Origin of the sequence: Bacillus sp. V26, from assembly GCF_034296245.1 — a bacterium.
Classification (GTDB): Bacteria; Bacillota; Bacilli; order Bacillales; family Bacillaceae; genus Bacillus; species Bacillus halotolerans.
In genome coordinates this window covers 397987-424636 of record NZ_JAXKQF010000002.1, presented here as the reverse complement: position 1 = coordinate 424636, position 26650 = coordinate 397987, and the positions used below count along the sequence as shown (strand labels likewise).

Annotated in this window: 28 protein-coding genes; 9 read left to right on the top strand and 19 right to left on the bottom strand. The window is 45.8% G+C overall.

Going from position 1 to position 26650, the window contains the following annotated elements; translation table 11 throughout:
* The first annotated feature begins 82 nt into the window (after window positions 1–82).
* Complete coding sequence (locus UJ203_RS09530) at window positions 83–943, top strand: dimethylarginine dimethylaminohydrolase family protein (protein WP_095713475.1); 861 nt, start codon at window positions 83–85, stop codon at window positions 941–943.
* An 89-nt stretch (window positions 944–1032) separates the two neighbouring features.
* Window positions 1033–2082: a 6-phosphogluconolactonase gene (gene pgl, locus UJ203_RS09525; protein ID WP_185848037.1), complete on the top strand. Its 1050-nt coding sequence runs from the start codon at window positions 1033–1035 to the stop codon at window positions 2080–2082.
* A gap of 38 nt (window positions 2083–2120) precedes the next feature.
* Here the strand turns inward: pgl and UJ203_RS09520 are convergent, their stop codons facing one another.
* The 10 genes from UJ203_RS09520 to proG form a co-directional block, all read right to left on the bottom strand.
* Window positions 2121–3104 (bottom strand): oligopeptide/dipeptide ABC transporter ATP-binding protein, encoded by a 984-nt coding sequence (locus UJ203_RS09520; RefSeq protein WP_322010242.1) that lies wholly within the window; start codon window positions 3102–3104, stop codon window positions 2121–2123.
* A 12-nt stretch (window positions 3105–3116) separates the two neighbouring features.
* Window positions 3117–4007 carry a C40 family peptidase gene (locus tag UJ203_RS09515; protein ID WP_322010239.1) on the bottom strand — a complete coding sequence of 297 codons (891 nt, stop codon included), beginning with the start codon at window positions 4005–4007 and terminating at the stop codon, window positions 3117–3119.
* On the bottom strand, window positions 4004–5104 hold the full coding sequence (ykfB, locus tag UJ203_RS09510; RefSeq protein ID WP_322010237.1) for an L-Ala-D/L-Glu epimerase: 1101 nt from the start codon (window positions 5102–5104) through the stop codon (window positions 4004–4006). Before ykfB ends, UJ203_RS09515 begins: the two co-directional genes overlap by 4 nt.
* 2 nt (window positions 5105–5106) lie before the next feature.
* On the bottom strand, window positions 5107–6042 hold the full coding sequence (locus UJ203_RS09505; protein WP_322010235.1) for an LD-carboxypeptidase: 936 nt from the start codon (window positions 6040–6042) through the stop codon (window positions 5107–5109).
* A gap of 107 nt (window positions 6043–6149) precedes the next feature.
* Window positions 6150–7781: a dipeptide ABC transporter substrate-binding protein DppE gene (dppE, locus tag UJ203_RS09500; protein ID WP_059336094.1), complete on the bottom strand. Its 1632-nt coding sequence runs from the start codon at window positions 7779–7781 to the stop codon at window positions 6150–6152.
* Window positions 7782–7799: 18 nt separating this feature from the next.
* Entirely contained in the window at window positions 7800–8807 is a 1008-nt protein-coding gene (locus tag UJ203_RS09495; protein WP_322010233.1) for an ABC transporter ATP-binding protein, read from the bottom strand.
* Between the two features lie 4 nt (window positions 8808–8811).
* Window positions 8812–9774, bottom strand: coding sequence for a dipeptide ABC transporter permease DppC (gene dppC, locus UJ203_RS09490; protein ID WP_059352794.1), 963 nt, complete (start codon window positions 9772–9774; stop codon window positions 8812–8814).
* A gap of 5 nt (window positions 9775–9779) precedes the next feature.
* Entirely contained in the window at window positions 9780–10706 is a 927-nt protein-coding gene (gene dppB, locus UJ203_RS09485) for a dipeptide ABC transporter permease DppB (RefSeq protein WP_044156207.1), read from the bottom strand.
* Window positions 10707–10721: 15 nt separating this feature from the next.
* A complete protein-coding gene (gene dppA, locus UJ203_RS09480) occupies window positions 10722–11546 on the bottom strand; it encodes a D-aminopeptidase DppA (RefSeq protein WP_101865263.1) in 825 nt (274 codons plus the stop codon).
* A 127-nt stretch (window positions 11547–11673) separates the two neighbouring features.
* Window positions 11674–12492, bottom strand: coding sequence for a pyrroline-5-carboxylate reductase ProG (proG, locus tag UJ203_RS09475; protein ID WP_322010229.1), 819 nt, complete (start codon window positions 12490–12492; stop codon window positions 11674–11676).
* 181 nt (window positions 12493–12673) lie between these two features.
* On the opposite strand from proG, the gene htrA reads away from it, so the two are divergent.
* The gene (gene htrA / locus UJ203_RS09470) at window positions 12674–14035 is read left to right on the top strand and encodes a serine protease HtrA (RefSeq protein WP_105953632.1); all 1362 of its coding nucleotides are present in this window, start codon (window positions 12674–12676) and stop codon (window positions 14033–14035) included.
* A 460-nt stretch (window positions 14036–14495) separates the two neighbouring features.
* Here the strand turns inward: htrA and UJ203_RS09465 are convergent, their stop codons facing one another.
* The 3 genes from UJ203_RS09465 to UJ203_RS09450 all read right to left on the bottom strand — a co-directional run bounded on the left by UJ203_RS09465 (window position 14496) and on the right by UJ203_RS09450 (window position 18859).
* The gene (locus tag UJ203_RS09465) at window positions 14496–15467 is read right to left on the bottom strand and encodes a glycosyltransferase family 2 protein (RefSeq protein ID WP_105953633.1); all 972 of its coding nucleotides are present in this window, start codon (window positions 15465–15467) and stop codon (window positions 14496–14498) included.
* An 11-nt stretch (window positions 15468–15478) separates the two neighbouring features.
* On the bottom strand, window positions 15479–17653 hold the full coding sequence (locus UJ203_RS09460; RefSeq protein WP_322010226.1) for a glycosyltransferase family 39 protein: 2175 nt from the start codon (window positions 17651–17653) through the stop codon (window positions 15479–15481).
* 255 nt (window positions 17654–17908) lie between these two features.
* Window positions 17909–18859: a ring-cleaving dioxygenase gene (locus UJ203_RS09450; RefSeq protein ID WP_105990669.1), complete on the bottom strand. Its 951-nt coding sequence runs from the start codon at window positions 18857–18859 to the stop codon at window positions 17909–17911.
* A 394-nt stretch (window positions 18860–19253) separates the two neighbouring features.
* Here UJ203_RS09450 and steT point away from each other — a divergent pair, with 394 nt between their 5' ends.
* The 6 genes from steT (at window position 19254) to spoIISC (ending at window position 23724) form a co-directional block, all read left to right on the top strand.
* The gene (gene steT / locus UJ203_RS09445) at window positions 19254–20570 is read left to right on the top strand and encodes a serine/threonine exchanger (RefSeq protein ID WP_099042852.1); all 1317 of its coding nucleotides are present in this window, start codon (window positions 19254–19256) and stop codon (window positions 20568–20570) included.
* Between the two features lie 275 nt (window positions 20571–20845).
* Entirely contained in the window at window positions 20846–21463 is a 618-nt protein-coding gene (locus tag UJ203_RS09440; RefSeq protein WP_010333926.1) for a DUF47 domain-containing protein, read from the top strand.
* 12 nt (window positions 21464–21475) lie between these two features.
* Window positions 21476–22477 carry an inorganic phosphate transporter gene (locus tag UJ203_RS09435; protein WP_024121092.1) on the top strand — a complete coding sequence of 334 codons (1002 nt, stop codon included), beginning with the start codon at window positions 21476–21478 and terminating at the stop codon, window positions 22475–22477.
* Between the two features lie 109 nt (window positions 22478–22586).
* On the top strand, window positions 22587–23333 hold the full coding sequence (locus UJ203_RS09430; protein WP_322010219.1) for a type II toxin-antitoxin system SpoIISA family toxin: 747 nt from the start codon (window positions 22587–22589) through the stop codon (window positions 23331–23333).
* Window positions 23333–23503 (top strand): type II toxin-antitoxin system SpoIISB family antitoxin, encoded by a 171-nt coding sequence (locus tag UJ203_RS09425; RefSeq protein WP_024121090.1) that lies wholly within the window; start codon window positions 23333–23335, stop codon window positions 23501–23503. The genes UJ203_RS09430 and UJ203_RS09425 overlap by 1 nt, the downstream gene beginning before the upstream one ends.
* A gap of 83 nt (window positions 23504–23586) precedes the next feature.
* Window positions 23587–23724 (top strand): three component toxin-antitoxin-antitoxin system antitoxin SpoIISC, encoded by a 138-nt coding sequence (spoIISC, locus tag UJ203_RS09420; protein ID WP_322010216.1) that lies wholly within the window; start codon window positions 23587–23589, stop codon window positions 23722–23724.
* A 36-nt stretch (window positions 23725–23760) separates the two neighbouring features.
* Here spoIISC and UJ203_RS09415 read toward each other — a convergent pair whose 3' ends face one another.
* Genes UJ203_RS09415 through UJ203_RS09390 form a run of 6 tightly spaced genes read right to left on the bottom strand, consistent with a single transcriptional unit; the run spans window position 23761 to window position 26640 of the window.
* A complete protein-coding gene (locus UJ203_RS09415) occupies window positions 23761–24654 on the bottom strand; it encodes an N-acetylmuramoyl-L-alanine amidase (protein ID WP_322010214.1) in 894 nt (297 codons plus the stop codon).
* Between the two features lie 12 nt (window positions 24655–24666).
* Window positions 24667–24930, bottom strand: coding sequence for a phage holin (locus UJ203_RS09410; protein WP_024121086.1), 264 nt, complete (start codon window positions 24928–24930; stop codon window positions 24667–24669).
* 11 nt (window positions 24931–24941) lie between these two features.
* Window positions 24942–25211, bottom strand: a complete 270-nt coding sequence (locus tag UJ203_RS09405) for a hemolysin XhlA family protein (protein ID WP_059352787.1) — start codon at window positions 25209–25211, stop codon at window positions 24942–24944.
* A gap of 55 nt (window positions 25212–25266) precedes the next feature.
* On the bottom strand, window positions 25267–26106 hold the full coding sequence (gene xepA, locus UJ203_RS09400) for a phage-like element PBSX protein XepA (RefSeq protein ID WP_322010211.1): 840 nt from the start codon (window positions 26104–26106) through the stop codon (window positions 25267–25269).
* Window positions 26107–26149: 43 nt separating this feature from the next.
* Window positions 26150–26314 (bottom strand): XkdX family protein, encoded by a 165-nt coding sequence (locus UJ203_RS09395; protein ID WP_322010209.1) that lies wholly within the window; start codon window positions 26312–26314, stop codon window positions 26150–26152.
* A complete protein-coding gene (locus UJ203_RS09390) occupies window positions 26311–26640 on the bottom strand; it encodes an XkdW family protein (protein ID WP_268448613.1) in 330 nt (109 codons plus the stop codon). The genes UJ203_RS09395 and UJ203_RS09390 overlap by 4 nt, the downstream gene beginning before the upstream one ends.
* Between the last annotated feature and the right edge of the window lie 10 nt (window positions 26641–26650).

Sequence of the window (26650 nt, the reverse complement as noted above, 5' to 3'; positions counted from 1 at the left end):
GGTTTTCTTTCTTAAATGTTTAATGATTTGACTGACGAGGGAATAATATACGTATTCTTCACACGGTCAGGAGGAGAAACAAATGGATGTATCCGTTCCAAAACATCAGCACAAAACGGTATGCCAAACAGAATATGACACCTTGAAGAAAGTTATTTTATGCAAACCCGAGCATATGACAATTAAAGACGTTATTAATGAAACCCAAAAACATTTTGAAGATGACAATATTCAGGTCAAAACCGCCAAAGAGCAGCACAAACGCTTAGTAGAAGAGCTCAGGTCACACAGCATTGAGGTCATCCTTTTGCCTGTTCAGCACGGACTGCCTGAGCAGGTATTTACCCGGGATATCGGTTTTGTCATCGGGGAAAAAGCCTTTCTTTCCAGCATGACTGAGCCCATTCGCCAAGGGGAAGAAGCTGTGATAAAAGAATTTTTCCACAATCAAGGGATTCCATATACCCGGATGCTGGATACTAGCATTGAAGGCGGGGACGTCGTCATAGATGGCGATACCGTTTATGTCGGAATCAGCCAGCGCACGGACATCTCAGCGGTCGGCCAGCTGCAAGAAGAGCTTCCTGAATATACCATCATCCCAGTTCCGCTCCATGAAAAATTTCTGCATCTGGACTGCGTATTTAATATCATTTCTGAAAGCGAAGCATTAATCTACCCTGAAGCCCTTCCGCAGCAGGAAGTCGATATGCTGGCAGAGCGTTACAATCTCATTGAGGTACCCGAAAACGAACAATTTACACTTGGCACCAACGTCCTGTCTATCGGCAGAAAAACCATCATCAGCCTGCCGGGCAATCGTCATGTGAATCGTGAATTATCCAAAAGAGGCTATCACATCATCGAAATTGACTTGTCAGAAATTATCAAATCAGGCGGTTCCTTCAGATGCTGTACGATGCCGCTCATTCGAGGCGAATGAAGAATATTCCCCTTTTTCATGTTTTGAACAGCGTATTTCTTTAAGATACGTTAATATAGAGATGACATCATTTTTAAGGGGGAAATCGCATGACAAAGTACATAGGATATGTCGGAACATATACAAAAGGCGGAAGTGAAGGCATTTATTCATTCGAGCTGGATACTGAGAAAAAAACACTCAGCGAGCCAAAGCTTGCCGCAAAGCTGGGAAACCCCACATATGTGACGCCGAATAAAGACAACACGATTCTTTATTCAATTGAAAAAGCAGACGGTAAAGGCGGTATTGCTGCCTATAAAATCGATAAAAACAGCGGCGAACTAACATTTCTGAATCATCAGTTAATCGATGGCCCATCGCCATGCCACGTGAGCGTCGATGATCATCAGCAATTCGTATTGACAGCCAACTATCACAGCGGGAAGGTACACGCTTTTCCGGTTCAACAAGACGGAGGTTTGCAATCTCCCGCTTCAGAAGCCGCCCATACAGGAAAGGGTCCGCATGAAAGACAGGAAAAGCCGCATACACACTATGCGGGCTTTACACCTGAACATAATTATGTCGTAGCGGTTGACTTAGGAACAGATAAGCTGTACACCTATAAGCTGAAAGACGGTGAATTAACTGAATCCGGAAGCCATTCCTTCGCTCCTGGTGCAGGCCCTCGTCATATCGCTTTTCACCCGAAAGAAAAATACGCATATGTCATGACAGAATTAAGCAATGAAGTGATTGCGCTTGAATACAATCCGACAGCCGGCGAATTCAGAGAACTTCAAGTCGTCTCTGCCATCCCTGATGATTTCACAGATAACAGCCAGGGAAGCGCCATTCACGTCACTCAGGATGGGCGTTTTGTTTACGTTGCAAACCGCGGCCATGACAGCATCGCTGTGTTTGAAGTGAATCAATATTCAGGCGAGCTGGCATTTGTGGAAAGAGTATCGACTGAAGGAAACTGGCCTCGTGACTTTGTGCTGGATCCAACGGAGACCTTCCTCGTTGCTTCAAATGAAGAAACAGGCAATCTCGTATTGTTTGAAAGAGACACAGAGACAGGCCGGCTGACGCTGCTTCCTTCAACCGTTTCTGTCCCTTATCCGGTGTGCGTGAAATTTTTACAGCAATCATAAAAGAAAGCTGGCTCCCAACAACGGAGCCAGCTTTTTGTTTATCTTACCTTTTCTTTCGTTTCAGCTTTTCGATATAAATGGCAGGCAACGAAACGGCCGGCTTCGATTTCTTGAAGCAAAGGGCGTGATTCCCCGCATTCAGGCATCGCCTCCGGGCAGCGCGTCCGAAACACACAGCCGCTCGGCGGATGTACCGGACTCGGCAGCTCTCCTTTTAAAATGATGCGCTCACGCTTGTCCTCTAATTCGGGGTCCGGAATCGGAATCGAGGACAGCAGCGCCTTCGTATACGGGTGCAGCGGTTCACGATACAATGTGCCGCTATCTGTAATTTCCATCATGTGGCCTAAGTACATAACGCCGATCCTGTCGCTGATATGCTTTACCATCGATAAATCATGGGCAATAAACAGGAATGTGAGCCCTTTTTCTTTTTGAAGCCGCTTCAGCAGGTTGACCACTTGCGCCTGAACCGACACATCAAGCGCAGAAATCGGTTCGTCCGCTACGATAAACTCCGGATTCAATGAAAGCGCTCTGGCAATCCCGATTCTCTGCCTTTGACCGCCGCTGAATTCATGCGGGTAACGGCTGCCGAAATCCGGGTGAAGCCCCACTGCCTCAAGCAGCTCGTCCACAACGAGAAGCCGCGCTTTATGGGTATTGTAAAGATTGTGAATTTCCATCGGCTCTAGAATGATTTCTCGAACGGTCATCCGCGGATTGAGCGATGCATAAGGGTCCTGAAAAATCATCTGCAGTTTGCGGTTATAGGCAAACTGCTCTTTCTCACTGAGGGCGTGAAGATTTGTTCCGCGGTATTTGACGCTTCCTTCTGTGGGATGGTAAAGACGCATCAGCACTCTTCCCAAGGTTGATTTCCCGCAGCCGGATTCTCCGACAAGTCCGAACGTCTCCCCCTCATGAATCTGGAAGGTTACCCCGTCGACCGCTTTGACTGTTCGCTTTTTCCCTGCGTCAAAATGCATTTTCAGCTGACTGACCTCTAGCAGTGGTGTCATGTGTCTCCCTCCTCATTCTGAAAAACAGCGGCGTGCCGCACAAAGCTCTTTTTCATATCCTGTATCTTTCAGCGTAATGATTTCGATCGATTTCCCTGTTTTAGGAGAATGGAGCATTTTTCCGTCTCCTATGGACAGACCTACATGATGAATTGCTCCTTTTCCTTCCTCATATGCAAAAAACAGCAGATCACCGGCACCGATGTCGTGAAGCGGCACCTCCTTCCCTGTTTTCGCCTGGTCTCCCGCATCACGGGGAATCCTGTATCCATTTGCTTTAAATACGCTGTACATAAAACCAGAGCAGTCAAATCCAAACCCGCTTATACCTCCCCATAAATAAGGAAGCCCGAGAAAACTTGCCCCTGTCTGAATGATGTCTTCCGCCGTTCCTTTCTTATTCTGAACAAGCGCTGCATCAGTTTGTCGCAGGAGCCTATCTCCAAAAGGAGTCGCTACCTTGAAAAAGCCACCCTCTTCTTCAATCAGCGGCAGAGCAGTTAAGAAGCTCAGTTCAATTTCCTTATCTCCGGTAGCCCCATACAAAAAAGCTGTTGGTTTGCTGATCGCCACGGTGTGATTCGATTGTGGGAGATTTGTGTTTTTCAGCTGGTTCTTTTTCATCCAGCCCGGATAACCGCGTTTATCCTTGCGGGATGACTGGCCGGGCACAACGACAGACACCCATTCATCCTGTTCTGCCGTGACCAGCACCTCCTCACCAAAGAGAACCTGCGTCTGGATCACATTATCTGTACATAACCCAAGCCGCTGATCATAGGTCATGCTATTGAGCCATTCTCTGATCGACACGGTTGGATCGAGCATTTTGTGATCAAATGGACGAGGAGTATCAGGTGCTGTCCATATGTTGGCAACTGCTGATATAACAGTATGGTTCATGTCTCTATCCCTCCTTTCTGATGCACGACTCCGGTAATGCCAAGACCAGCTTTGTCAGGCATCGTAATCGTGCTGCCGCTGTAAATAATCCCGCCCTTGATCAAATCCGTTTTCAGCATGAGCGGGGCGTCGAAATCAAAGCGGGTAATGTTTTTTTTGCTTGCCGCGAAATGCGCCGCAGCTGTTATGCCAAGCTTTGTTTCGATCATGCTGCCGACCATGCACTCCACCCCGCAAATCTCAGCCATGGCATTGATTTTCTCTGCACCGCTGATTCCTCCTGCCTTCATCAATTTAATATTGATCAGATCGGCGCTGCGGGTTTGAAGGACTTCGAATGCCTGTCGCGGAGTAAATACACTTTCATCAGCCATGATTGGGGTGTCCGTTGCATCCGTAACTTTCTTGAGCCCGGCAAGATCATCCTTATGGACAGGCTGCTCGACAAGCTCAATGTCCAGGCCGGCATCCTCCATTTTCCGAATGGCCGTTACCGCTTCTTTCGGCACCCATCCCTGATTGGCATCCAAACGCAGCTTTACCCCAGGCCCGACACGCTTTCTGATTTCTTGAATACGGGAGATATCTGTCTCAATGTCATCTCTGCCAACCTTTATTTTTAGCGTTTGAAAGCCTTGTTTAAGAAAGCTCTCTGCATCCGCCGCCATCTCTTCAGGCGAGTTCACACTGACGGTGTAGTCCGTTTCAAGTGTGCTTCGATATCCGCCGAGCATTTGGTAAAGCGGCTGTCCGCTCATCTGCGCCCAGCCGTCGTATACAGCCATTTCTACAGCTGCTTTTGCGCTTTGATTCCCTTCCAGAAGATGCTGGATGTCATGCAGCATGGCCTCGCAGCCGGACAGTCTTCTTCCAAGCAGTGCCGGCTTTAAGACGTTGTGAATCGCACTTTCAATACTGTCCATGCTGTCTCCGGTAATCACAATTGTCGGAGGCGCTTCTCCCCATCCGATTGCGCCATTATCATAAGTGATCGTGACGATAACAGATTCGGCCGTATACACTGTGCGAAGCGCCGTTTTAAACGGCTTTGTCAGCGGCACGGCGATCCGTTTCGTGTCTATTTTTGTGATCTTCATACTCAAAGCGCCCCTTCAGAAACGCCCGCCTCAATGACGACCGTTTTTTCGGCTGTATTCATGGCAGCGTGCGCACCGATCGGAACGGCAATACTCGGCGAACAGTGGCCGATCTGAAACCCTTTAAGAGCTGGCCTTCCGGCGGACACAATATAGTCTTCGAGCACCTGCTCAAGTGTCAAAGATTTCTCCCGCTTCACCGGGATGCAGTTATGAAAATCACAAACAAGAATACCGGCTGCGTCCGCCAGCTTCCCTGCCATTTTCAGCTGATTCAGCATCCGGTCAATTTGATACGGCTCTTCATCAATATCTTCAATAAACAGGAGCTTTCCCCTCGTATCAATTTCAAACGGCGTGCCGAGTGTCGATGACAGCAAGGAAAGATTGCCGCCGACAAGCTCTCCTTCCGCTTTTCCCGGAACAAGCACCGTCAGCGGAGAAAGCTTTTCTGTATAGGTGAATACTGTCTCTTGAAACAGCTGCTCATACGACGCTTTTGTCAGGGGATGAACGTCTTCCAGGCCAATATCTGAGCTGAGCATCGGCCCGTGAAAAGTGACGAGGCCTGTGTTTTGATGGATGGCGGTATGTAAAAACGTAATATCACTGTATCCCCAAAAGATTTTGGGATGTTTGCGGAGCAAGCTGTAATCAATGCCTGAAGCGATCCGTCCCGTGCCAAAGCCTCCGCATGCGCACAGCACCGCTTTCACCTCCTGGTCTTTGAACATCTCGTGCAGATCAGCCAGCCGCTCATCATCCTGTCCAGCTAAATAGCCGTGCTGATTTTTCAGCGCCTTGCCCAGCTTTACCTGAAGACCGAGTTCCTCTAAAAACAAAAGCGCCGTTTCAAGCTTTTTCGGATCAGGCGGGCTTGCAGGTGCGATGACACCGACTGTATCGCCTTTTTCCAGTGCGTTCGGCTTGTGATTCAACTCCGATCAGCTCCCTTCATTTGCTCTGCACCCTACGTATACGTGAAAATTAGAGAAAAAATACCGCTCCTTCACATAAAGAGAGCAGTATTTTCTCAATCGCCGCGTTAGTTTTTATCGGCCCATTTTAAATCGATGTAGCCGACAGGGTGCCGGACGATGTCCTTTACATGTTCGTTTTGCAGATTGACCTGATTATAGAAATAAACCGGAATGATCGGCGCTTCATTGATGAGAAGCTTTTCCGCCTTATGCATGAGTGAAAAACGCGTTTTTTCATCCGCTTCATTTTTCGCCTGTTTCATCAGCTGATCATATTCTTTGTTGGTCCAGCCTGTGCGGTTCATTGAATTTCCTGTTTGGAAGGCTTCCAGAAAACTGATAGGGTCCGCATAGTCAGGCAGAAATGAGCTTTGTGAGAATTGGAACTTAAGCGCTTTTTGCTCCTCTAAAAACACGTTCCACTCCATATTGGCCAGCTTCACATCGACGCCAAGGGTGTTTTTCAATTTTTGCTGGATGGCTTCAGCAATCTTTTTATGCTCCGGTTTCGTACTGTAAGTAAGCGTGACCGCAGGCAGCTTGTCATACTTCTCTTCCTTCATTCCTTTTTCCAGCAGCTGCTTCGCTTTGTTTTCATTTGGTGTGATCAGGTCTCCGCCCGCTTCCCGGAAGTCCTTGCCGTCAGGCTGTGTAAACCCGGGCGAAACAAAAGCATGTGCCGGTTTTTCATTGTTTTTCGTGACGTATTTTACGATTTCCTTCTGATCAACAGCCATTGCGAAGGCTTTTCTGATGTTTTCATTTTGGAACGGCTCCATATTGACATTAAAGCGGTAAAAGTATAAACCCGCCTGATCAACGATGTGCACGTTGTCTTGATCCAGCAGCTGGTCACTTAGCTCAGCCGGTACGTATGCGGTGTCCAATTCACCGGACTGGAACATTTGGTAATCCGTATTTCTGTCACTCACCATTGCCCATTTCACTTTGTCAAGCTTCACGGTTTCTTTATCCCAGTACGTATCGCTTTTTTCCATTGTGATGCTGTCATCATGCTTCCATTCCGTCAGTTTAAACGGACCGTTGCCGACAAATGTATCGGCTTCAGCAAACCACTTTGGATTTTCTTTGTCGACTTTTTCGTTAACCGGAAAATACGCCGGGTTTGACACCACGCTCAGGAAATATTTTTGCGGTGCGGCAAGCGTCACTTCAAGGGTGTGATCATCCTTTGCCGTTACCTTCACATCGTCTCTTTTCCCTTTTCCGCTGTTATAGGCTTCACCGCCTTCAATAAAATAACCGAGAAACGCGGAAGAAGCTCCTGTTTTCGGGTCGAGCATCCGTTTCCAAGCGTATTCAAAATCTCCGGCTGTCACAGGGTCTCCGTTCGTCCATTTCGCATTTTCCCGAATCGTAAATGTGTACGTTTTCTTGTCTTTCGACACAGACCACTTCTCTGCCATCGCCGGCTCCGGTTCATTGTCTTTGCCGAGGCGCGTTAACCCTTCCATGATGTTATTTAACGGCTGCCAAGACACGTTATTAAAACCGATCGGCGGATCAAACGAGGTCGGTTCATTTTCATTATTTAAGTACAGTACCTTTTCTCCGCTTGTCTTTGCCTTATCTTCTCCGCTTTCTTTTCCAGCCTGCTCATTTGCTGTACATCCCATCAGCGCAAATGAAAGTCCCAGTGCAAGGCCCATTCCCCATAGCTTCTTCACTCTCTTCATCCTCTTCCCCCTTTTTCGTTATTCATCCTTCGCTCCCGGCAGCACCGCATGCTCAGCCCGTTTATCCTGAAGCCAGCAGTGTACAGCGTGCGTGCCGGATCGAACAGTTTGATCAGGGAATACCCTGTCACACACGATCATTCTGCTCGGACAGCGGGCGGCAAATGGGCAGCCCGGCGGCGGTGAAAATAAATCCGGCGGCGTGCCGTCAATCGGAATCAGCTCCGGGCCATCAAGATCCAGCCGCGGGACAGAATTCAGCAGCCCTTTTGTATAAGGGTGCTGCGGCTTGTAAAATATATCTTTTCTTGTGCCAACTTCCGCTATTTTTCCGGCATACATAACAGCCACCCTGTCAGCAACCTGGGCAACCACGCCTAAATCGTGTGTGATCAAAATGACAGAAACCTTTGTTTTTCGCTGAATCTCTTTAAACAGTTCCAGTATTTGCGCCTGTATGGTGACGTCAAGGGCAGTTGTCGGTTCATCCGCTATTAAAATATCAGGCTCGCAGATCAGCGCCATCGCAATGACAATCCGCTGTCTCATGCCGCCGCTGAATTGATGGGGGTACTGCTTCAGGCGTGCTTCAGGATCCGGAATGCCAACCAATGCAAGCATGGAAAGAACCTCTTTCTCAGCCGCCTTTTTCGTCATCCTTTTGTGACGAAGAAGCGCTTCCGCCAGCTGGTCGCCGACAGTCAGCGTCGGGTTTAGCGCCGTCATCGGGTCTTGAAAAATCATTGAAATGTCCGCGCCCCTTATGCTCCTCATTTCTCTGTCAGAGAGACGGCAAAGGTCTTTGTTTTTAAATAAAATGCTGCCGTCTGTCACCTTCGCTGAATAAGGCGGGAGCAGTCCCATAATGCTTTGAGAGGTGACGCTCTTGCCGCATCCCGATTCACCGACAATGGCAAATGTTTCGCCTTTGTACAAATCGAAGCTCACGCCTCTGACAGCCTGAACCGTCCCGCCGTAAGTCGTAAAAGAAACGTGCAGATCATTGACTGACAGAACTTTCTCCATACAGCTACCTCCTTAGCTTAGGGTCCAGTGCATCCTGCAATCCGTCCCCCAGCACATTAAACGCGTACATCGTTAACGAGATGAAAAAGGCAGGAAAGAACAGGCGCCACCAATGCCCAGACAAAATGGTCGGCAGGCCGTCATTCGCCATCACACCCCAGCTGGCAAACGGCGCTTGAATGCCGAGACCGAGAAAGCTCAAAAATGATTCTGCGAATATGGCGGTAGGTACAGTTAAAGTCATTTGTACGATGATCGCGCCCATTGTATTCGGCAGCAAATTTTTGCGGATGATGCGAAAGGTTTTCGCACCAAAGGTTTTCGAGGCGAGCACATACTCGTAATTTTTTATTTGCAGCACTTGGCCTCTTACAATTCTCGCCATGCCGACCCATCCCGTAACAGTCAGCGCTACGATAATGGTGCCGAGCCCCGGACCCATCAAGACCATCAGCAAAATGACAACAAGAAGATACGGCAGCCCGTACAGCACTTCAATAATCCGCATCATGACACTGTCTGTTCTGCCGCCTTTATAGCCGGCAATGCCTCCGTAAATGACACCGATCAAAAAATCAATCAGTGCAGCCATCACTCCGACAAATAACGAAATCCTCGCTCCGTACCATGTTCGTGTAAACACGTCCCGGCCAAGCTCATCGGTACCGAACCAATGATCTGCAGAAGGCGGAAGATTTTGTTCTGTCAGCGATTGGCGCTCGACACTATGAGGAGATAAAAAAGGGCCGATTGCTGCCATCACAAATAGAAATAAAAGAATAAAAAGCCCGGCCATCGCTAGTTTATTTTTTTTCAGCCTCCTCCAGGCATCCTGCGCATAGGACAAACTTGGCCGTTTGACTGAATCGGTCTCTTGGGTCTTTTCCTGATTCGGAACAAACCATTCGTCCGGCACCTGAGCGTGCTGCTGCGGCTGGCGTTCATCTGTTTGTACAGGGAGATTCATACGCTTCACCCTTTCTTATGCAGTTTAATGCGCGGGTCCAGCAGACCGTAGGCTAAGTCGACCAAGAACAGCATGACGATCAAAATGACGCTGTAAAAAACGGTCGTTCCCATAATCACGGGATAGTCCCGCTGATTAATGCTTTCGACAAAATATTTTCCCATTCCGGGAATGGCAAAGATTTTTTCAATCACAAAACTTCCTGTTAAAATGCTGGCAACGAGAGTTCCCAGTACGGTAATGACGGGCATGAGCGCGTTTCTGAGTGCGTGTTTTACGATAATTTTGAGCGGAGACAGCCCTTTTGCTTTCGCTGTGCGGATATAATCCTGTGTCAGGACTTCGACCATGCTTGATCTTGTCAGCCTGGCGATAATCGCCATCGGTCCAACTGCAAGCGCTGCGGTCGGAAGCACCATATGGATCGGGCTCGTCCACGTAGCGGCGGGAAATAGTTTAAAATTGACGGCAAACTGCTGAATAAGCAACGTCGCCATTATGAAATTCGGGATGGAAATGCCGAGTACCGCGAGGCTCATCGCAGCGTAGTCCAAAAAGCCGTTGCGGCGCAGCGCGGCAGTTACGCCAAGTATCAGCCCTGAGATCACAGCAATGACAATCGCTGCCATCCCAAGTTCGAAGGAAACGGGAAATCCGCGTTCCAGCATATCATTTACGCTGTCTGACGGTTTTTTAATAGAAGGGCCAAAATCGAATGTAATGATGGATTTTAGATAGATGATGTATTGGATAATGAGAGGATCGTCTAAGTGATAGTAGGCTTCGAGATTTCTTTGAACCGCTTCATTTGTGCCCCTCTCCTCATTAAAAGGAGATCCGGGAATGACCTTCATCAGAACGAAAGTCAGGGTGGTAATGACCAAAATCGTAGCTGCCATTGCCCAAAAACGCTTCATTATATATCTTGCCAAAGCCTTAACACCCCTTTAGCAGAATGATGTTCGCATTGCCAGTTCAGTCATGACAAGCATAGCCTGATAGGCTTCAAGCATATCCTTCGCCTGAAATTGAACGGTTGTGGTTCCCGGTTTGATTTCTGTACCCGGCATTAGATGAGCCCACTCAGCTTGGCCGTAATTGGCAAATTCAATGCTTAATACAGGCCTGTCAGGCGGTGTAAGCGGTTTAACTTTATCTTTGTTCTGCAAGGCATATGCGGTTTTTTCTGTCAGCAGCCGGCCGGCTTTCGCAGGCGACAGACATTTGACTGCAGACCTTGAAATCGTTTGTTTAACAGCAGCTGTCGTGACATTCGGGATGAGCTCTTCAGCTTCTTTGGCCGCCCGGTCATCACCGGCTACCATTAATACCGGGACATCGTAATAACCGGCAACGTAAGCATTTAATCCAAGTTCACCGACAGGCTGATCATTTATGTAAAAATGACGGACACCGAAAATCATGCTATGGGACATGACACCGGGAGTTGAGGCTCTTGCGTGATAACCGAGAAACAACGCACCCGTGAAAGTATCATCTAGCCCCTGCACCATTGAAAATGGTTTAACATCGCCGGAGATCAAATCCGCCTCGGGATGAAGCTTTTCAATCATCAGATTATTCATTTTCGAATGGCTGTCATTCACCAGCACCTCCGTACACCCGCTGTTAAACGCTTCGGTAATACAGTAATTTGCTTCTTCGGTCATGATCAGCCGTCCGCGTTCATAATTACGCTTGCCGGAATCAACAAAGGTATCATCCGGAAGACCTGAAATACCCTCCATATCTACTGACATGTACAGTTTCATAACGCTCCTCCTTTTTTACTAAATTATGAATATTCTAACAGATTATATTAAAAAAAGAGGAAAAATGCAATATAGCTGGGAAAAATCACTAACGTTCAGAGATAAAAAAGAATCCTCTTTCAAGGATTCATGTTTCTTTTGCTGCCTGTTCTGTCAGCTGCTCATATTTTTCGAGTGTTTTTTCAAATACTTGATCAAAAACATGCGGCACAGAGGCACGTATCACCGCCGCTCCCTCTCCTGTAATTCCGCCTTTCGTTGCAACACGGTTCAGCGTCTCTTCAAAGGACATCTTCTTTTCGATCATCAGCTTGCCTGTCCCATACAGTGAGTGTATCAGGAAATCAAAGGCTTCTTCTTTTGTCAGACCGCTGTTTCTCACAGCAGACAGCGCTAATTCTTCAAACACTGCAGCGATGAAGCCCGGAGCAGAGCTCGTCAGATTACTGGCGGCATCCAAATTTGATTCTTTTATTTCTCGCACACTGCTAAAAGCCGATAACAGTTCATCCAAACGTTCTTTCTTCTGTGCCGCCAGTGCTTCACTGTGAACAACCAGTGAGATGCCGGCTTCCGCTTCAGATGTAATGGCCGGAATCACCCGTGATATTCCAGCTGCCGTTTCAGCCTCTAAAAGCCGCAGAGGCACACCAGCCGCAATGGATACAATATGAGTATTCCGGTTCACATACGGGTGAAGCCGGCGCACTGTTTCAATGACATGGAGCGGCGGGACACATATAAAGATCAAGGCGCACTTTTCCGCCCATATCTCAAGCGGTTTTGCCGAAACGTTTGGATAATCAGCGAGCAATGCCTGAAGCCGCTCTCCCTTACTTCTCGTCTCAACAAACAACTCATTTTCCTCTATTTGTTTATGTTTCAACAGCTGTCTGGCGATCATATCCGCCATGCTGCCATATCCGATCAATCCGATTGACTCCATCGTTTCAGCCCTTTCATGTACAATATTCCTTATAAAGTGTACCGTTTCTCGCACTTTTTCACAATTTCCCATAATGTTTTCATTTTTATCCCACAGTTTTTGTTTATGATAAAATCAAGTCATAAAACTGCCATAATCAAAATGTAATGAGTTGAAAATAGAGAGAAACGGAGTGAACATGATGGATAACTATCGTGACGAAAATAGAACAGAAGGACAAGAGAATGAGGTTTTTTTAACGAAAGAGAATGATCAAAACCCGTCTTACTCAGCCCGCAATGTGATTCATGATCAAGAGAAGAAAAAACGCGGATTCGGATGGTTCAGGCCGCTGCTTGGCGGAGTCATCGGCGGAAGTCTCGCCCTTGGCATTTATACGTTCACACCGCTTGGCGACCACGATTCTCAGGACGCAGCGAAACAGACGTCCAGCCAGCAGCAAACTCAATCTGTTACAGCTAAAAGCACATCCTCTGAATCAAGCAAAAGCTCGACAAGCTCATCTGCATTTAAGAGTGAGGATTCTTCTAAAATCTCAGATATGGTGGAAGATCTTTCACCGGCGATTGTCGGCATCACAAACCTTCAGGCTCAGTCAAACAGCTCTTTGTTTGGCTCTGGCTCTTCCGGTTCCAGCTCTGATTCAAGCGAAGATACAGAAAGCGGCTCAGGATCAGGTGTCATTTTCAAAAAAGAGAACGGCAAGGCTTATATCATTACGAATAACCACGTTGTAGAAGGCGCAACTTCACTTAAGGTGTCTTTATACGACGGCACTGATGTGACAGCTAAGCTCGTAGGCAGTGACTCTTTAACAGATTTAGCCGTTCTTCAAATCAGTGATGACCACGTAACAAAGGTAGCAAACTTCGGTGATTCATCAGATCTCAGAACAGGCGAAACCGTCATTGCGATTGGAGATCCGCTCGGAAAAGACCTGTCTCGCACAGTAACACAAGGAATTGTAAGCGGTGTGGATAGAACAGTTTCAATGTCAACCTCAGCCGGTCAAACAAGCATTAACGTGATTCAAACTGATGCCGCGATTAACCCGGGTAACAGCGGCGGTCCATTGTTAAATACAGACGGCAAAATTGTCGGCATTAACAGCATGAAAATCAGTGAAGATGATGTTGAGGGCATCGGATTTGCCATTCCAAGCAATGATGTAAAACCGATAGCTGAAGAATTGCTGTCTAAAGGGCAAATTGAACGTCCGTATATCGGTGTCAGCATGCTCGATTTAGAACAGGTGCCGCAAAACTATCAAGAAGGCACACTTGGCTTATTCGGCAGCCAGCTGAATAAAGGCGTATACATCCGTGAAGTCGCTTCAGGCTCCCCTGCTGCAAAGGCCGGGCTGAAAGCTGAAGATATTATTATCAGCTTAAAAGGCAAAGAAATCGACACTGGCAGCGAATTGCGCAATATCCTATATAAAGACGCAAACATCGGCGACACCGTCGAAGTGAAAATTCTCAGAAACGGAAAAGAAATGACGAAAAAAATCAAACTCGATCAAAAAGAAGAAACACCTTCTTAAGAAAAGCGCCTCAGGCCGCAAAAGCGGCCTGAGGCTTTTTATTAGACAAAAAAGATCTATATACTCTATGAAACTTTCTGCCAAGACACCCGCATATGATACAGGCTGACATCATTCTAATCAGATCCTTGAAGCATTGTTTAAAAAGAAGGAATGACATGAAAACCGTGGGATTGAGCATAATTTGCGCAGGATTGGCTTTTCTGATGCTGAGCTTTCTCCTTCCTGCATCAACATTGGCATGGGGAGTTACAATGGGGACCAGTATTCTATTAAACATAACAGGCACGGCTGTGATTATGCGTTTCTTAAAAAATCCTCAATCTAACAGCTGATTTCAGCTCGCGGTGAACCGCAGTGCAAGTTCACAGTCTCTTCTTCCTTCCCTATCAGCATCTTTTACTTTGATCACCATACAGCACATAAAAAACCCCTGTCCGTAATGGACAGGGGTTTCAGGTTAGGACATATGCTGGTCTCTATAGAGTCTTTTATTTTCAATCCCGTACGATTTCTGTACGATGTAAAGCGGCCGGTCTTTGGCTTCATCATAGATTCTGCCGATATATTCACCAATCATGCCCAGTATCAGAAGTACGATGCCGCTGAACAGGAGCTGGATGACGATAAGCGATGACCAGCCGGTAATGGTGCTGTCGGTGAACAGCTTCAAATACAGTACGATAAACATATACAGAAATCCTGCGCCTGACATTAAGACCCCGACATAGCTTGCCAGTTTCAGCGGTTTATGTGAAAATGTCGTAATGCCGTCCATTGAAAGCTTCAGCATTTTCTTAAGCGGGTATTTCGTTTCTCCGGCAAGCCTTTCATCACGTACATACTCAACTGCCGTTTGTTTGAAGCCTACCCAGCTGACGAGCCCTCGGACAAAAGGGTTTTTTTCCTTTAATTTTTTCATTTCATCACAGACTTTTCTGTCCATGAGACGGAAATCCCCGGTATCAATCGGAATATCAATATCTGTCATGCTGCTGAGAAGCCGGTAAAACATGGCCGCTGTCTGTTTTTTGAAAAAGGTTTCCCCTTTTCGTTTTGTCCGTACGGCGTATACGACCTCATAGCCTTCCTTCCACTTTTCAATCATGTCTAAAATTAACTCAGGAGGGTCCTGCAGATCGGCGTCAATGACGGCGATTGCATTCCCCTGTGCATAATCCATTCCCGCTGTAATCGCGATCTGGTGCCCAAAATTCCTGGAAAAATCAATGATTTTCACTCTCGGATCAATCAGACTGTGTTCTCTTAAAATCTCAATACTGCGATCTTTGCTGCCGTCATTTACAAATAGCAGTTCATAGTTTTCCTTCGTTTGATCCATGACCTCTTTTAAGCGCTGATAGGTTTCATGAATGACAAGCTCTTCATTATACACAGGTACCACAATTGAATATTGAATATGTCTGCTCATGTTTTTTCCTCCTATTCATCAGCATTTAGTTCGTATAATGCAGCTGACTGGTTCATTCCGCCAGGCCCGCCGCCCATTTTGCCGGTTTGGCCTGAAGCGTTGCTCTCGCTTGCCGTACCTGATGAATCAGTCTGATCAGATGATGTCTGCTGATCAGCGCTTGACTGCCATTTATCAGAAGAAACTTTCTTGCCGTTTTCTTGAACCCATTCGACAATTTCATTGTTTCCGCCTTTCCCCATTCCTGAAGCCAAGAAGTATTTCACTTTTCCTTCTTTTACGAGCTTTTTAAATTGAGTCAGCGTGATGGCCGGGTCAGAACCGCTGAATCCGCCGATCGTCATGACGGCCTTTTTCGTTTTGATAATATACGGAGCCGCTGTGTTTGAATCAGTTGTGGCGAATAAATATTCCGCTCCGGAGTTGTTTTCTTCTAAATACTCAATTAATTTTTCATTTACACTCGACTCGTTCATTCCCATGCCTTTTCCGCTGCTTGAAGCGAGCTGCGGCCCTGTTTCAGGAAGAGAACTGTTTCCTCCGTACAGGAGAGGTGTGCTTGCCCAATAAATCGGCATCACAAGCAATACGAGAAGACCTGCAAGTGATATATAATATGTGAGCGGTTTTTCACGCTGTTTAAAAATCAAAAGAGCAATGGCAGATAACGCACCGATAACCCCTACGCCGATACTCCATCCAACACCGATTTGATCGTTGTAGTTTCTCAGAATAAACAATTCAAATCCTGTTGCGGCAATCATCGCCGCCGGCAAAAGCCAAGACTTCCAGCCTGTATGGTTTCGGTATAACTGAACGAGCGCAACCCATCCAGCTCCGACAAGTGCAGCAATCGGCGGCGCCAGCATAATGAGATAATAATGATGGAAAAATTCTGCTACGCTGAAGAATCCGGCAATCGGCACAAGCCATGCAACCCAGAACACCGTCTCCTTCTGCTCAACAGATAATCTTCTTCTTTCTCTCGCGCCTGCAATCAGCAAGCCCACAATTCCAAAAACCGCAAATGGCAGCAGCCAGCTGATTTGATCAGATAGTTCTTGTTGGAAGAGCCGAAGCGGGCCAGGTGTTCCCGTTCCGAACATTCCTGTACCTGATTGCATTTTCGATCCGCCTGAACCGCCCTTACCTCCGTCGCCGCCAGGTCCGCCTTTTCCGCCATCTCCTCCGCCGTTTGGAGGGCCTCCTTGACCGCTGCTTGGCATTTCCCCATTGGATGGCGGTGCCGTCATATTGCCATTTGCAGATTTGTCATCGTTTGATGAGCTGCTGCTTGATGACTGATTAGGCGGTGCCTGAGCGTCAGATGAACGGTTCTCCGCAGAAGGCATTTCTTTTGCTGTGTCTCCGCCTGACCCGCCCTGACCGCCGCCGGAATTTTGTCCTGTCAGCCGCTGAATTCCGTTGTATCCGAAAGCCAATTCCAAAACAGAGTTGGTCTGGCTGCTTCCGACATAAGGGCGTTTGCTGGCAGGGATATTGTCAACGATGAGCGGCCATGATAACGAAACTACCGCTAATACAACTAATGCGCTTCCTAATGAAATAATTTTTTTCTTGATTGTGGCATTTGCCGCAATCAGGTAGAACAATAAAAAAGCCGGTAAAATCATATAAGCTTGAAGCATTTTTGTGTTGAAACCTGCACCAACGACGAAAAATGCTGCTAACAGCCAGATCAGCTTTCCTTTTCTGATGGCTTTAAAGAGAAGCCATGTAGCCAGCAATAAGAAAAATACCAGTAATGCATCAACATTGTTTGTCCGGGCCACAGCCACCGCAATCGGTGTACATGCCATGATGAAAGAGGCAATTCTTGCTGCCGTCTTACCGAATGTCGGTTTTATTAACAGATACATTAAAAGGACAGAACCTACACCAGCCAGTGCCTGAGGCAGGATGACGCTCCAGCCATGCATACCGAATATAAGTGCGCTGATGGTTTGTATCTGGAACGTAACAGGCGGTTTATCAACCGTTATAAACCCGGCCGCGTCGAATGAGGCATAGAAAAAATTATGAAAGCTTTGCATCATACTTGTGACTGCAGCGGTGTAATAAGGATTCACCGTATTATCATTCCAGATGTTATAGATATTTAAAAAGGCAGATGCGAGCAAAATGAGAATCAGGAAGATGTCCAGCTCGCGTTTTTTCTTTTCCACGTGTGTCTTCACTCCTTTTCGTCTAACTTTGAAATAGTGTAACAAGCAAATGTGAAAAAACTATTAATAAACAAAGGCAATATTTTTGCCAAAACCAATTCATACGATCAGTCCATAAAAGCAAAATTTTTTGGGTCTTTATCCCGTTCTAAATCTGATATTTTGTACCTAATCATCCACGCTATTTATGTAAGCCGTTTTTGAACAAAAAAAGCCTTCCGGTGACGCCGGAAGGCAAAGAATCACAATATATCGTTATTGAATCGGCTTCAGTCTTGCTTCGATTTCCTCTCTTCTATGCTCAAGATATGGAGGAAGAGCGATGGTTTGGCCAAGCTCATCAATTTCTTCATCAACCATAAAGCCCGGACCGTCTGTAGATAACTCAAACAGAATGCCGTTCGGTTCTCTGAAATACAGCGCCTTGAAATAGTAGCGCTCAACGATGCCTGAGTTGCTAAAGCCCTCCCGGCTGATGATGCGGTGCCATCCGGCAAGCTCTTCTTCGTCTCTTACGCGAAATGCGACATGATGGACACTTCCTTTTCCTTGACGTTCGCGCGGAAGATCATTTCTTTCAATTAAATGGATTTCTGTGGCCGCACCGCCTTCTCCAGATTCTAAAATGACCGCTGTTCCCTGTCCTTCAACCGGCTCTCGGCTGATCTCTGTAAACCCAAGAATATTGGTTAATACATGTAATGTTGGTTCAGCGTACGGCACTGTCAGTTCAACAGGCCCTAACCCGCGAAATGAAAATTCTTCCGGAATGCCGCTTTGTTTAACAGGCAGACCATAACCTTTGCCTTTCTCATCAGCAGTCAGCACAAGGCGCTGTCCTTCATGATCTTCGAACGCCAATATGTCACGTCCGGCTCTTTGGGCGATGCCGCTATGCGCCACCTGATGCTCTTCAAAACGTTCTTTCCAGTAATGCAGCGCTTCTGTGCTTGGAACACGCAATCCAATAGAAGAAATACTGTTTGTTCCCGCATGAAACGGCGCAATGCGGGGAATCTCAAAAAACGTCAGTTCCGTTCCCGGATTTGCCACTTCATCTCCGTAGAATAGATGGTACATCGTCGGTTCATCTTGGTTTACGGATTTTTTGACGAGTTTTAATCCTAATACTTTACTATAGAAATCTAAGTTTTTTTGCGCGTCAGCTGTTAATGCGGACACGTGGTGAATGCCGTTGACTTTCATATGCTGTCCCTCCAGGTCAATTTATCTCGATTTCGAGATATTATATTAAAGATGTATATTTATTTTCCTAATTACAAGGTATTTTATTCACATACGAAAGTCAACATATCAGCTTCATCTAGGTCCGGCATCCTGCTAAGTCCCGCTGTCAGCCGTTTAATGCGTTCATTCTCCGCTTGAACACCTTTCGCAAAACACGAACTTTAGATAAGATTAACCTCAATTTTATTCGTTTCAAGAGATATTAAATAGACGATTTCACAGATTTCACGAATGGAAATAAAGCAAATATCGAAAATCAGAAAATTTATTTTATTTCACTTTTCTAAAATAGGGTTTACAATATGAAAAATAGATTCTTCATCACGAAGCTTCATCATAGGAGGTTAAGGACATGCATACTGAAGAAAACGGTTTAAAAAAAGAGATAGGCCTCTTGTTTGCCCTTACTCTTGTTATTGGAACCATTATCGGTTCCGGCGTTTTTATGAAGCCCGGTGCTGTGCTCGCTTATTCAGGAGACTCAAAAACTGCGCTATTTGCGTGGCTGTTAGGCGGTATATTAACGCTGGCAGGCGGACTGACGATTGCAGAAATCGGTACGCAGATTCCGAAAACAGGCGGACTTTATACGTACCTTGAAGAAGTATACGGCGAGTTTTGGGGATTTTTATGCGGCTGGGTGCAGATCATTATTTACGGCCCGGCGATTATCGGGGCACTCGGTTTATATTTTGGATCTTTAATGGCGAATCTTTTCGGCTGGGGTTCAGGACTATCAAAGGTAATCGGTATTATCGCAGTTATCTTTTTATGTGTAATTAATATTATCGGTACAAAATACGGCGGTTTTGTTCAAACGCTGACTACGGTCGGAAAGCTGATTCCGATTGCTTGTATCATTATATTCGGCCTTTGGAAAGGCGATCAGCATATCTTTACAGCAGTAAACGAAAGCATTTCTGATATGAATTTCGGAGCAGCCATTTTGGCCACATTGTTTGCTTATGACGGATGGATCCTGCTTGCGGCTCTCGGCGGAGAAATGAAAAATCCTGAAAAGCTTCTGCCTCGCGCAATGACTGGCGGACTGTTAATCGTAACAGCCATTTATATCTTCATTAATTTTGCGCTGCTGCATATCCTGTCCGCAAACGAAATTGTGACACTTGGAGAAAATGCGACAAGCACTGCTGCCAGCATGCTGTTCGGTTCAATCGGCGGAAAGCTGGTCAGTATCGGAATTATTGTCAGCATCTTCGGCTGTTTAAACGGAAAGGTTCTTTCTTTCCCGCGTGTGACCTTTGCGATGGCAGAACGAAAACAGCTGCCTTTTGCTGAGAAATTGTCCCGCGTGCACCCGACATTCCGCACACCGTGGATTGCGATTTCTTTCCAAATCGCTGTGGCGATCATCCTGATGCTCATCAGTAATCCTGATAAGCTTTCTGAGATCTCTATTTTTATGATCTATATCTTTTATGTGATGGCCTTTTTTGCAGTATTTATTCTTCGCAAACAAACAAAGGGAAAAACGCGTGCTTACAGTGTTCCGCTTTACCCGTTCATGCCGATATTGGCGATCGCAGGTTCATTCTTTGTATTGGGAAGCACACTCATTACAGACACATTAAGCTGCGGATTATCAATTCTCATCGGTCTGGCCGGACTCCCTGTGTATTATTGGATGCAAAAACGAAAAGCCAGCTAAAAAAACGGTTCCCTTGTTTAGGGAACCGTTTTTTGGTGAATCAGAAGATAAATGTTGACAAAAAAAACACAACTTTTGATATACTTTTTACGTTAACCAGAAAGATTTTGCAAACTTGGTTCGTTTTTTTGAGGTGAAGTAGGCCAAAATAAGGAGACACGTTTTATTAAAAAAGTCAAGCCGCGTTTTTTTCGACTTTTCCTGTTTTTTTTCGACAAAAGGCTATATAATAATTTGATGTGTGCATTGTTCATTCAAACTATGGAGGGTTTTTAATGATAAGAAGAAAAAAAGATAAGTTCTCACTCCTTTTAACAGAAATTGCAAAGAACATAGACGAAACTGCAGAATATTTTTTGAATTTTAAGGTCACTAACCAAACGACGCTTAAAGAGTTTGCAGATACGTTAAAGGAATATGAAACAAAAGGTGACAATCATGTTCATGTCATGATCAAAGAGCTTAACAAAGCATTCATCACTCCTATTGAGCGCGAGGATATCCTTCAGCTGACAAACAGCCTGGATGATGTGCTTGACGGAATCGAACATTTCTCTGCCATGATGGAGATTTTCTCAATTACTTCATCAGACGAGCATATCGATAAATTCAGCGGATACATCAGAGAATGCGCGAAAGAAATTTTGATTACAATTGAGCTGCTGGCAGAAAACCGCTTAAAGGATATTCAGCCTCACGCGATCAAAATTAAAGAGTATGAACACAGCTGTGACAACCTGCACAGAAAATCATTAAAGAATCTTTTCGGAAATGAAACAGATCCAATTAAAGTCATTCAATATCGTGAAATTTACGAAACACTTGAAGAAATTGCCGATTCGTGCCAAAGTGTTGCCAATAATCTTGAAACCATCATTATGAAAAACGCGTAACGAGGGGTAAAAATGGATATTCTATTTATATTAACGATACTAATAGTCATTTTTGCTCTGGCGTTTGATTTCATCAACGGGTTTCATGATACGGCGAACGCAATTGCGACTTCAGTATCAACAAAAGCGTTGAAACCGCGCCATGCCATTATAATGGCGGCAGTGATGAACTTTGTCGGAGCAATGACGTTTACAGGTGTTGCCAAAACCATTACGAAAGATATTGTAGACCCTTATACTTTGGAAAATGGCTCTGTTGTTATTTTGGCTGCTTTAGTCGCAGCAATAGCGTGGAACCTGCTCACTTGGTATTATGGCATCCCAAGCAGCTCATCCCATGCCATCATCGGGGCAATTGCCGGTGCAGCCGTTGCGGCAGCCGGATTTACTGCGTTAAATTATAAGGGCTTCATTAAAATCATTGAGGCACTCATCTTATCACCAATTATTGCCTTTGTCCTTGGTTATATTCTTTACAGCATCGTCAAGCTGATCTTCAAAGACAGCAATTTGGCGAAAACAAACAAGCAATTCCGCAGAGTGCAGATTATAACTGCTGCCCTGCAATCCTATACACACGGAACAAACGATGCGCAAAAAGCAATGGGAATTATCACAATGGCTCTCATCACAGCAAATTTACATACTTCTGCTAATGATATTCCAACCTGGGTGCAATTCGCCTGCGCGACAGCCATGGGTCTCGGAACTTCAATCGGCGGATGGAAAATCATTAAAACCGTTGGCGGAAAAATCATGAAGATTCGTCCGGTAAACGGTGTATCCGCTGACTTAACCGGGGCAGCCATTATTTTCGGCGCCACATTTATTCATTTGCCGGTCAGTACAACCCACGTCATTTCTTCATCAATCCTTGGCGTCGGTGCATCACACCGGGTAAAAGGCGTAAACTGGGGCACAGCAAAGCGGATGCTCATTACATGGGTCATCACGCTTCCGATTTCAGCGACACTTGGTGCCATCGCCTACTTTATCTTAAATATGATTTTTTAATGTTTCACCGCTTCTGTCAAAGGAGCGGTTTTTTTGATGAAACAGGAAAACCAGCCGCATTTCTAGAATACAATAATCAGAACCTATTTCAGATGCGAGGGATTGATGTATGCTTTTATTCTTTCAAATCATGGTCTGGTGCACTATGGCCGCTTTAGGCTTATACGTATACGCCACGTGGCGGTTCGAAGCGAAGGTCAAAGAAAAAATGTCCGCCATCCGAAAAACATGGTATTTGCTATTTGTTTTTGGTGCCATGATATACTGGACATATGATCCCTCTTCCCTGTTCACAAACTGGGAACGGTATGTCATTGTCGCTGTCAGCTTTGCTTTAATTGACGCTTTTATCTTTTTGAGCGCTTATGTGAAAAAACTGGCCGGCAGTGAACTGGAAACAGACACAAGAGAAATTCTCGAAGAAAACAACGAAATGCTCCACATGTATCTCGATCGGCTGAAAACATACCAATATCTATTGAAAAACGAACCGATTCATGTTTATTATGGAAGTATAGAAGCATATGCTGAAGGAATTGATAAACTGCTTAAAACCTATGCTGATAAAATGAATCTGACGGCCAGCCTTTGTCACTATTCGACACAGCCTGATAAAGACCGGTTAACCGAGCACATGGAGGATCCCGCTGACGTGCAAACGAGGCTGGATCGAAAGGATGTCTATTACGACCAGTATGGAAAAGTAGTGCTCATTCCCTTTACAATCGAGACACAGAGCTATGTCATCAAACTGACGTCTGACAGCATTGTAACGGAATTTGATTATTTGCTATTCACATCATTAACGAGCATATATGATTTGGTGCTGCCAATTGAGGAGGAAGGTGAAGGATAATGGAAAACGCGTTTCAAAACGGATGCCATCCGCGGGCAAAGAAACCGTTTAAAATCCTGAAAAAACGTTCAACCACCAGTGTCGCAAGCTATCAAGTCAGTCCGCACACAGCAAGAATCTTCAAAGAAAACGAACGGCTGATTGATGAGTATAAACGAAAAAAAGCATGATCACACTAAAAGGACAAGAGAAACAGCTCTTGTCCTTATTCCTTTTCTTAAGGGGCTACATATAATAAAACAAACAGAGGATAATGTCAGGTGATACAGTGAAAAAATTGGTGCGGCGTGTGAAAGTTATTGATTACGGGAGGTTTGGCTTTTCCGGGTATTCGCTTCGGGTGAGGGAGCGGAGTGCGGGAATTCTAAAAAAATTGAGTAAGAAAAAATAAATCCCGGAGCAACTCCGGGATTTTTATGTTCTTTCATCAGCTTAATTGAGCAGCGATCTTCGCTTTTGTCGCAGGTCCGTAGATACCGTCGGCGGGTAGACCGTTAACAGACTGAAAACGCGCAACCGCGTCTGCTGTTTTCGGCCCGTAAATGCCGTCGATTCCGTTGTTCACAGCTCCTTTATCAGGATAAAAGTAGAGAGCTGCCAGCGCTCGTTGCACTTGAAAGACGTGTTCGCCTGAGGTATATGGTGTTGTCAGCTGAATGATACCGTCAGGGAGCGGATAGAGTTCTGGCTCTGCAGCGGACGATGGAGCACTTACAATTAACACTTGACCAACCTGAATGAGATTCGGATCTTCGATATTGTTCCACTCTTGCAGCTGAGCAACAGTAACACCGAACGCTCTCGCTATGGATGTAAGTGTGTCACCTTTTTTTACGACGTAAGTTTGGCTCCCGCCACCGCCAATTCCCGCTTTAAACGAGTCCCACGTATCCAACAGTTTGCGAGGGCATTCCTTCCCTGACCAATATTTGTGAGGCACGACGTTAGCGAGGCTGATACCGTGTTCAGCCATCAATGTTTTGATCAGCCACTGGGCATTAGCTGTTGCTTGTGCAAAATCGCCATCCGCATTTTCACAAATTTCAATCCCAATAGAAGCCCGGTTGCCGCTTCCATTCCCGTCTCCTGCATGCCAGCCGTTTTCATTTAACGGCAGATGCTGATAAATCTCTGTATCATCAACTGTAAAATGCCAGCTTGTTGACGTATCAGGGTTTTTCAAATAGCGGGCATGCGCTTGGGCATCAGCGCCTGCTGCCGTATTCGCTGTATTGTGTACGGTAATATAAAGAGGTGTCATCGCGTAGCCTGGTCGGTTATTTGCACCGACCGGAATAAAGTCTTGAATAATGTTAACCATTTTCATCTCTCCTTATTTCGTCAGATTATTTTCCTTTAACAAGTCGCGTTGCTTTTTCCCTTTTTCTGTTACATAGTTGTTTTTAAACCAAGCTGCTAGTGTTGTCCCAATTGTGAAGATCACTGATCCTGCTGAATACAGAGCATCTGCAAGCTGATTCACCTGCTCTTCCTGTATGTCCAATGGGGATTTGCCAAACATCAGCATGCTCTGGTTGATGAGCGCAAGCAAAAGAAGCACCGTCCTAGTGACCGTGCCTTTATCATACGTTTTCATGATAATCCCCCTTAATGCTGCAGCAGGTTGTACATAATGGCGATCGCTCCGCCGATGATCCCTGTGCACACTGCTGTAATGATGGCACCAGTAATGGTGCGCTTAATCCATGTTGTATTTTCATCAATTTTGTTTAATTTTTCGTTCAGCGTCATGATTTGCTGATCTTGCCGGTCAGACACGCGTTCTAATGCGGAAACTCTCTGTTCGAGCGCTTTTTGCTCACCTTTTATGTCTGCTAAATCCTGCTGAAACACATTAACATCTATGTCTTGCTGCATCATTCACTCCTCCTTTACATGCGGATCACCTCCTTTCCGAGGCCAATTGCAATGGTTAAGAGACCGCGGTTCCTTTAATTGATAGACTCCCGCCGCTCATGCTGGCAATCTCCATCACGATCTCCTTAAAGCCTTTAATATCAAAGGACCAAGCCTCATCCTTGCCTAAGGTGCTGCAAGCGGAAGAAGCATCATCCGATTTCACGCCTCTGATTGGAAGTTTCTGTCCTGACACAGATTTCCCCCAAAATTTCACCTCTCTCGTTTCCGCTGTGCCGAATACTTCAACGAGTAAATGCGCGGCACCGTCCACGGGTAAAGCAGTACCTTCGCCGGCGGAATCGGCATTTTCGTGAAAAACAAAGTCAAACGTTTTGCCAGCTTCCACTTTCAGCCACCCATCGTTTGTTTGGTTTTCCTTCAAATCAATTTGCAAAGGAAGGTTGTCATTTAAGCGTACGTCCATTTCACCTGCGCCGACTGATTGATATAACACAAACTCCGATTGCTGGAGATTGCCGTTAACATACCGAAATCGGTAATAGCGTTTCGTAATATACACCCATTCAGTCGCTGTCAAAACACCTGCTGCGACATTAACTACTGCTGTCGTTGTCCAAACATTGTTATTGTCGCTTTCTTCTATAAAGAGCGTGCCTTCACGATCTGCATACGCCCAGCCCTTTACTTTCGAAATCAGAACTGCGCCCAGTCTGTCTTGCCCAAGCTGACTGTATGTCTCAGTGGCCTTTAACGCGGCATTTGTTAAAATCTCCGCTACACCTGAGAGATTCGAAACAGGTGTGACAAAATCGGTTTTTTCTCCTCTATACGGCTTCACAGCTCCAGCTTTTCCAGTCTTATCGAGAGGAAACTCATATTGATACTTGACCATTTTTATCCTCCTTTTCATGTAAAAATGAGCAAAATAAAAAAGCCTACATGGCTTTACCGGTAATTTCTTCATACTGGTCAGAAGTGATCAGCTTTTTGTTCACGCCTTCTGCCAGATCCTCTTCAGAACAGTCTTTGAATTGTATGGCCTGCTTCACCATATCTGTCGTCGCCCAATCATAATGTAAGGCAAGCACCCAATAATTCATTCAGCACTCTCTCCTTTCAAAGATAATAATGAGAGCTTTATATCTGACAACTCGCTCCCCAACGTTTTGTTTAGCTCTTCAAGCTGCTTGCGTGCCAGCTTTTCCTGCGACAATTCCTGAGCAAGTACCTCCACCTGATCAGGCGGCTCGTACGGCGGGTTTTTTTGCGATTCCTCCCACCAGGCTTCCAGCTCTTTTTGCGTCGGGATCGGGGCACGCAGGTTCCATTTTTCAATATAGGAACCATTTCCGTCATTCCGCAGCTCGAAATCCTTTCTTGGCACAGCGTCAGGGTATTTGTACATGATTGCATCGTATAATATCATTTTGCACCTC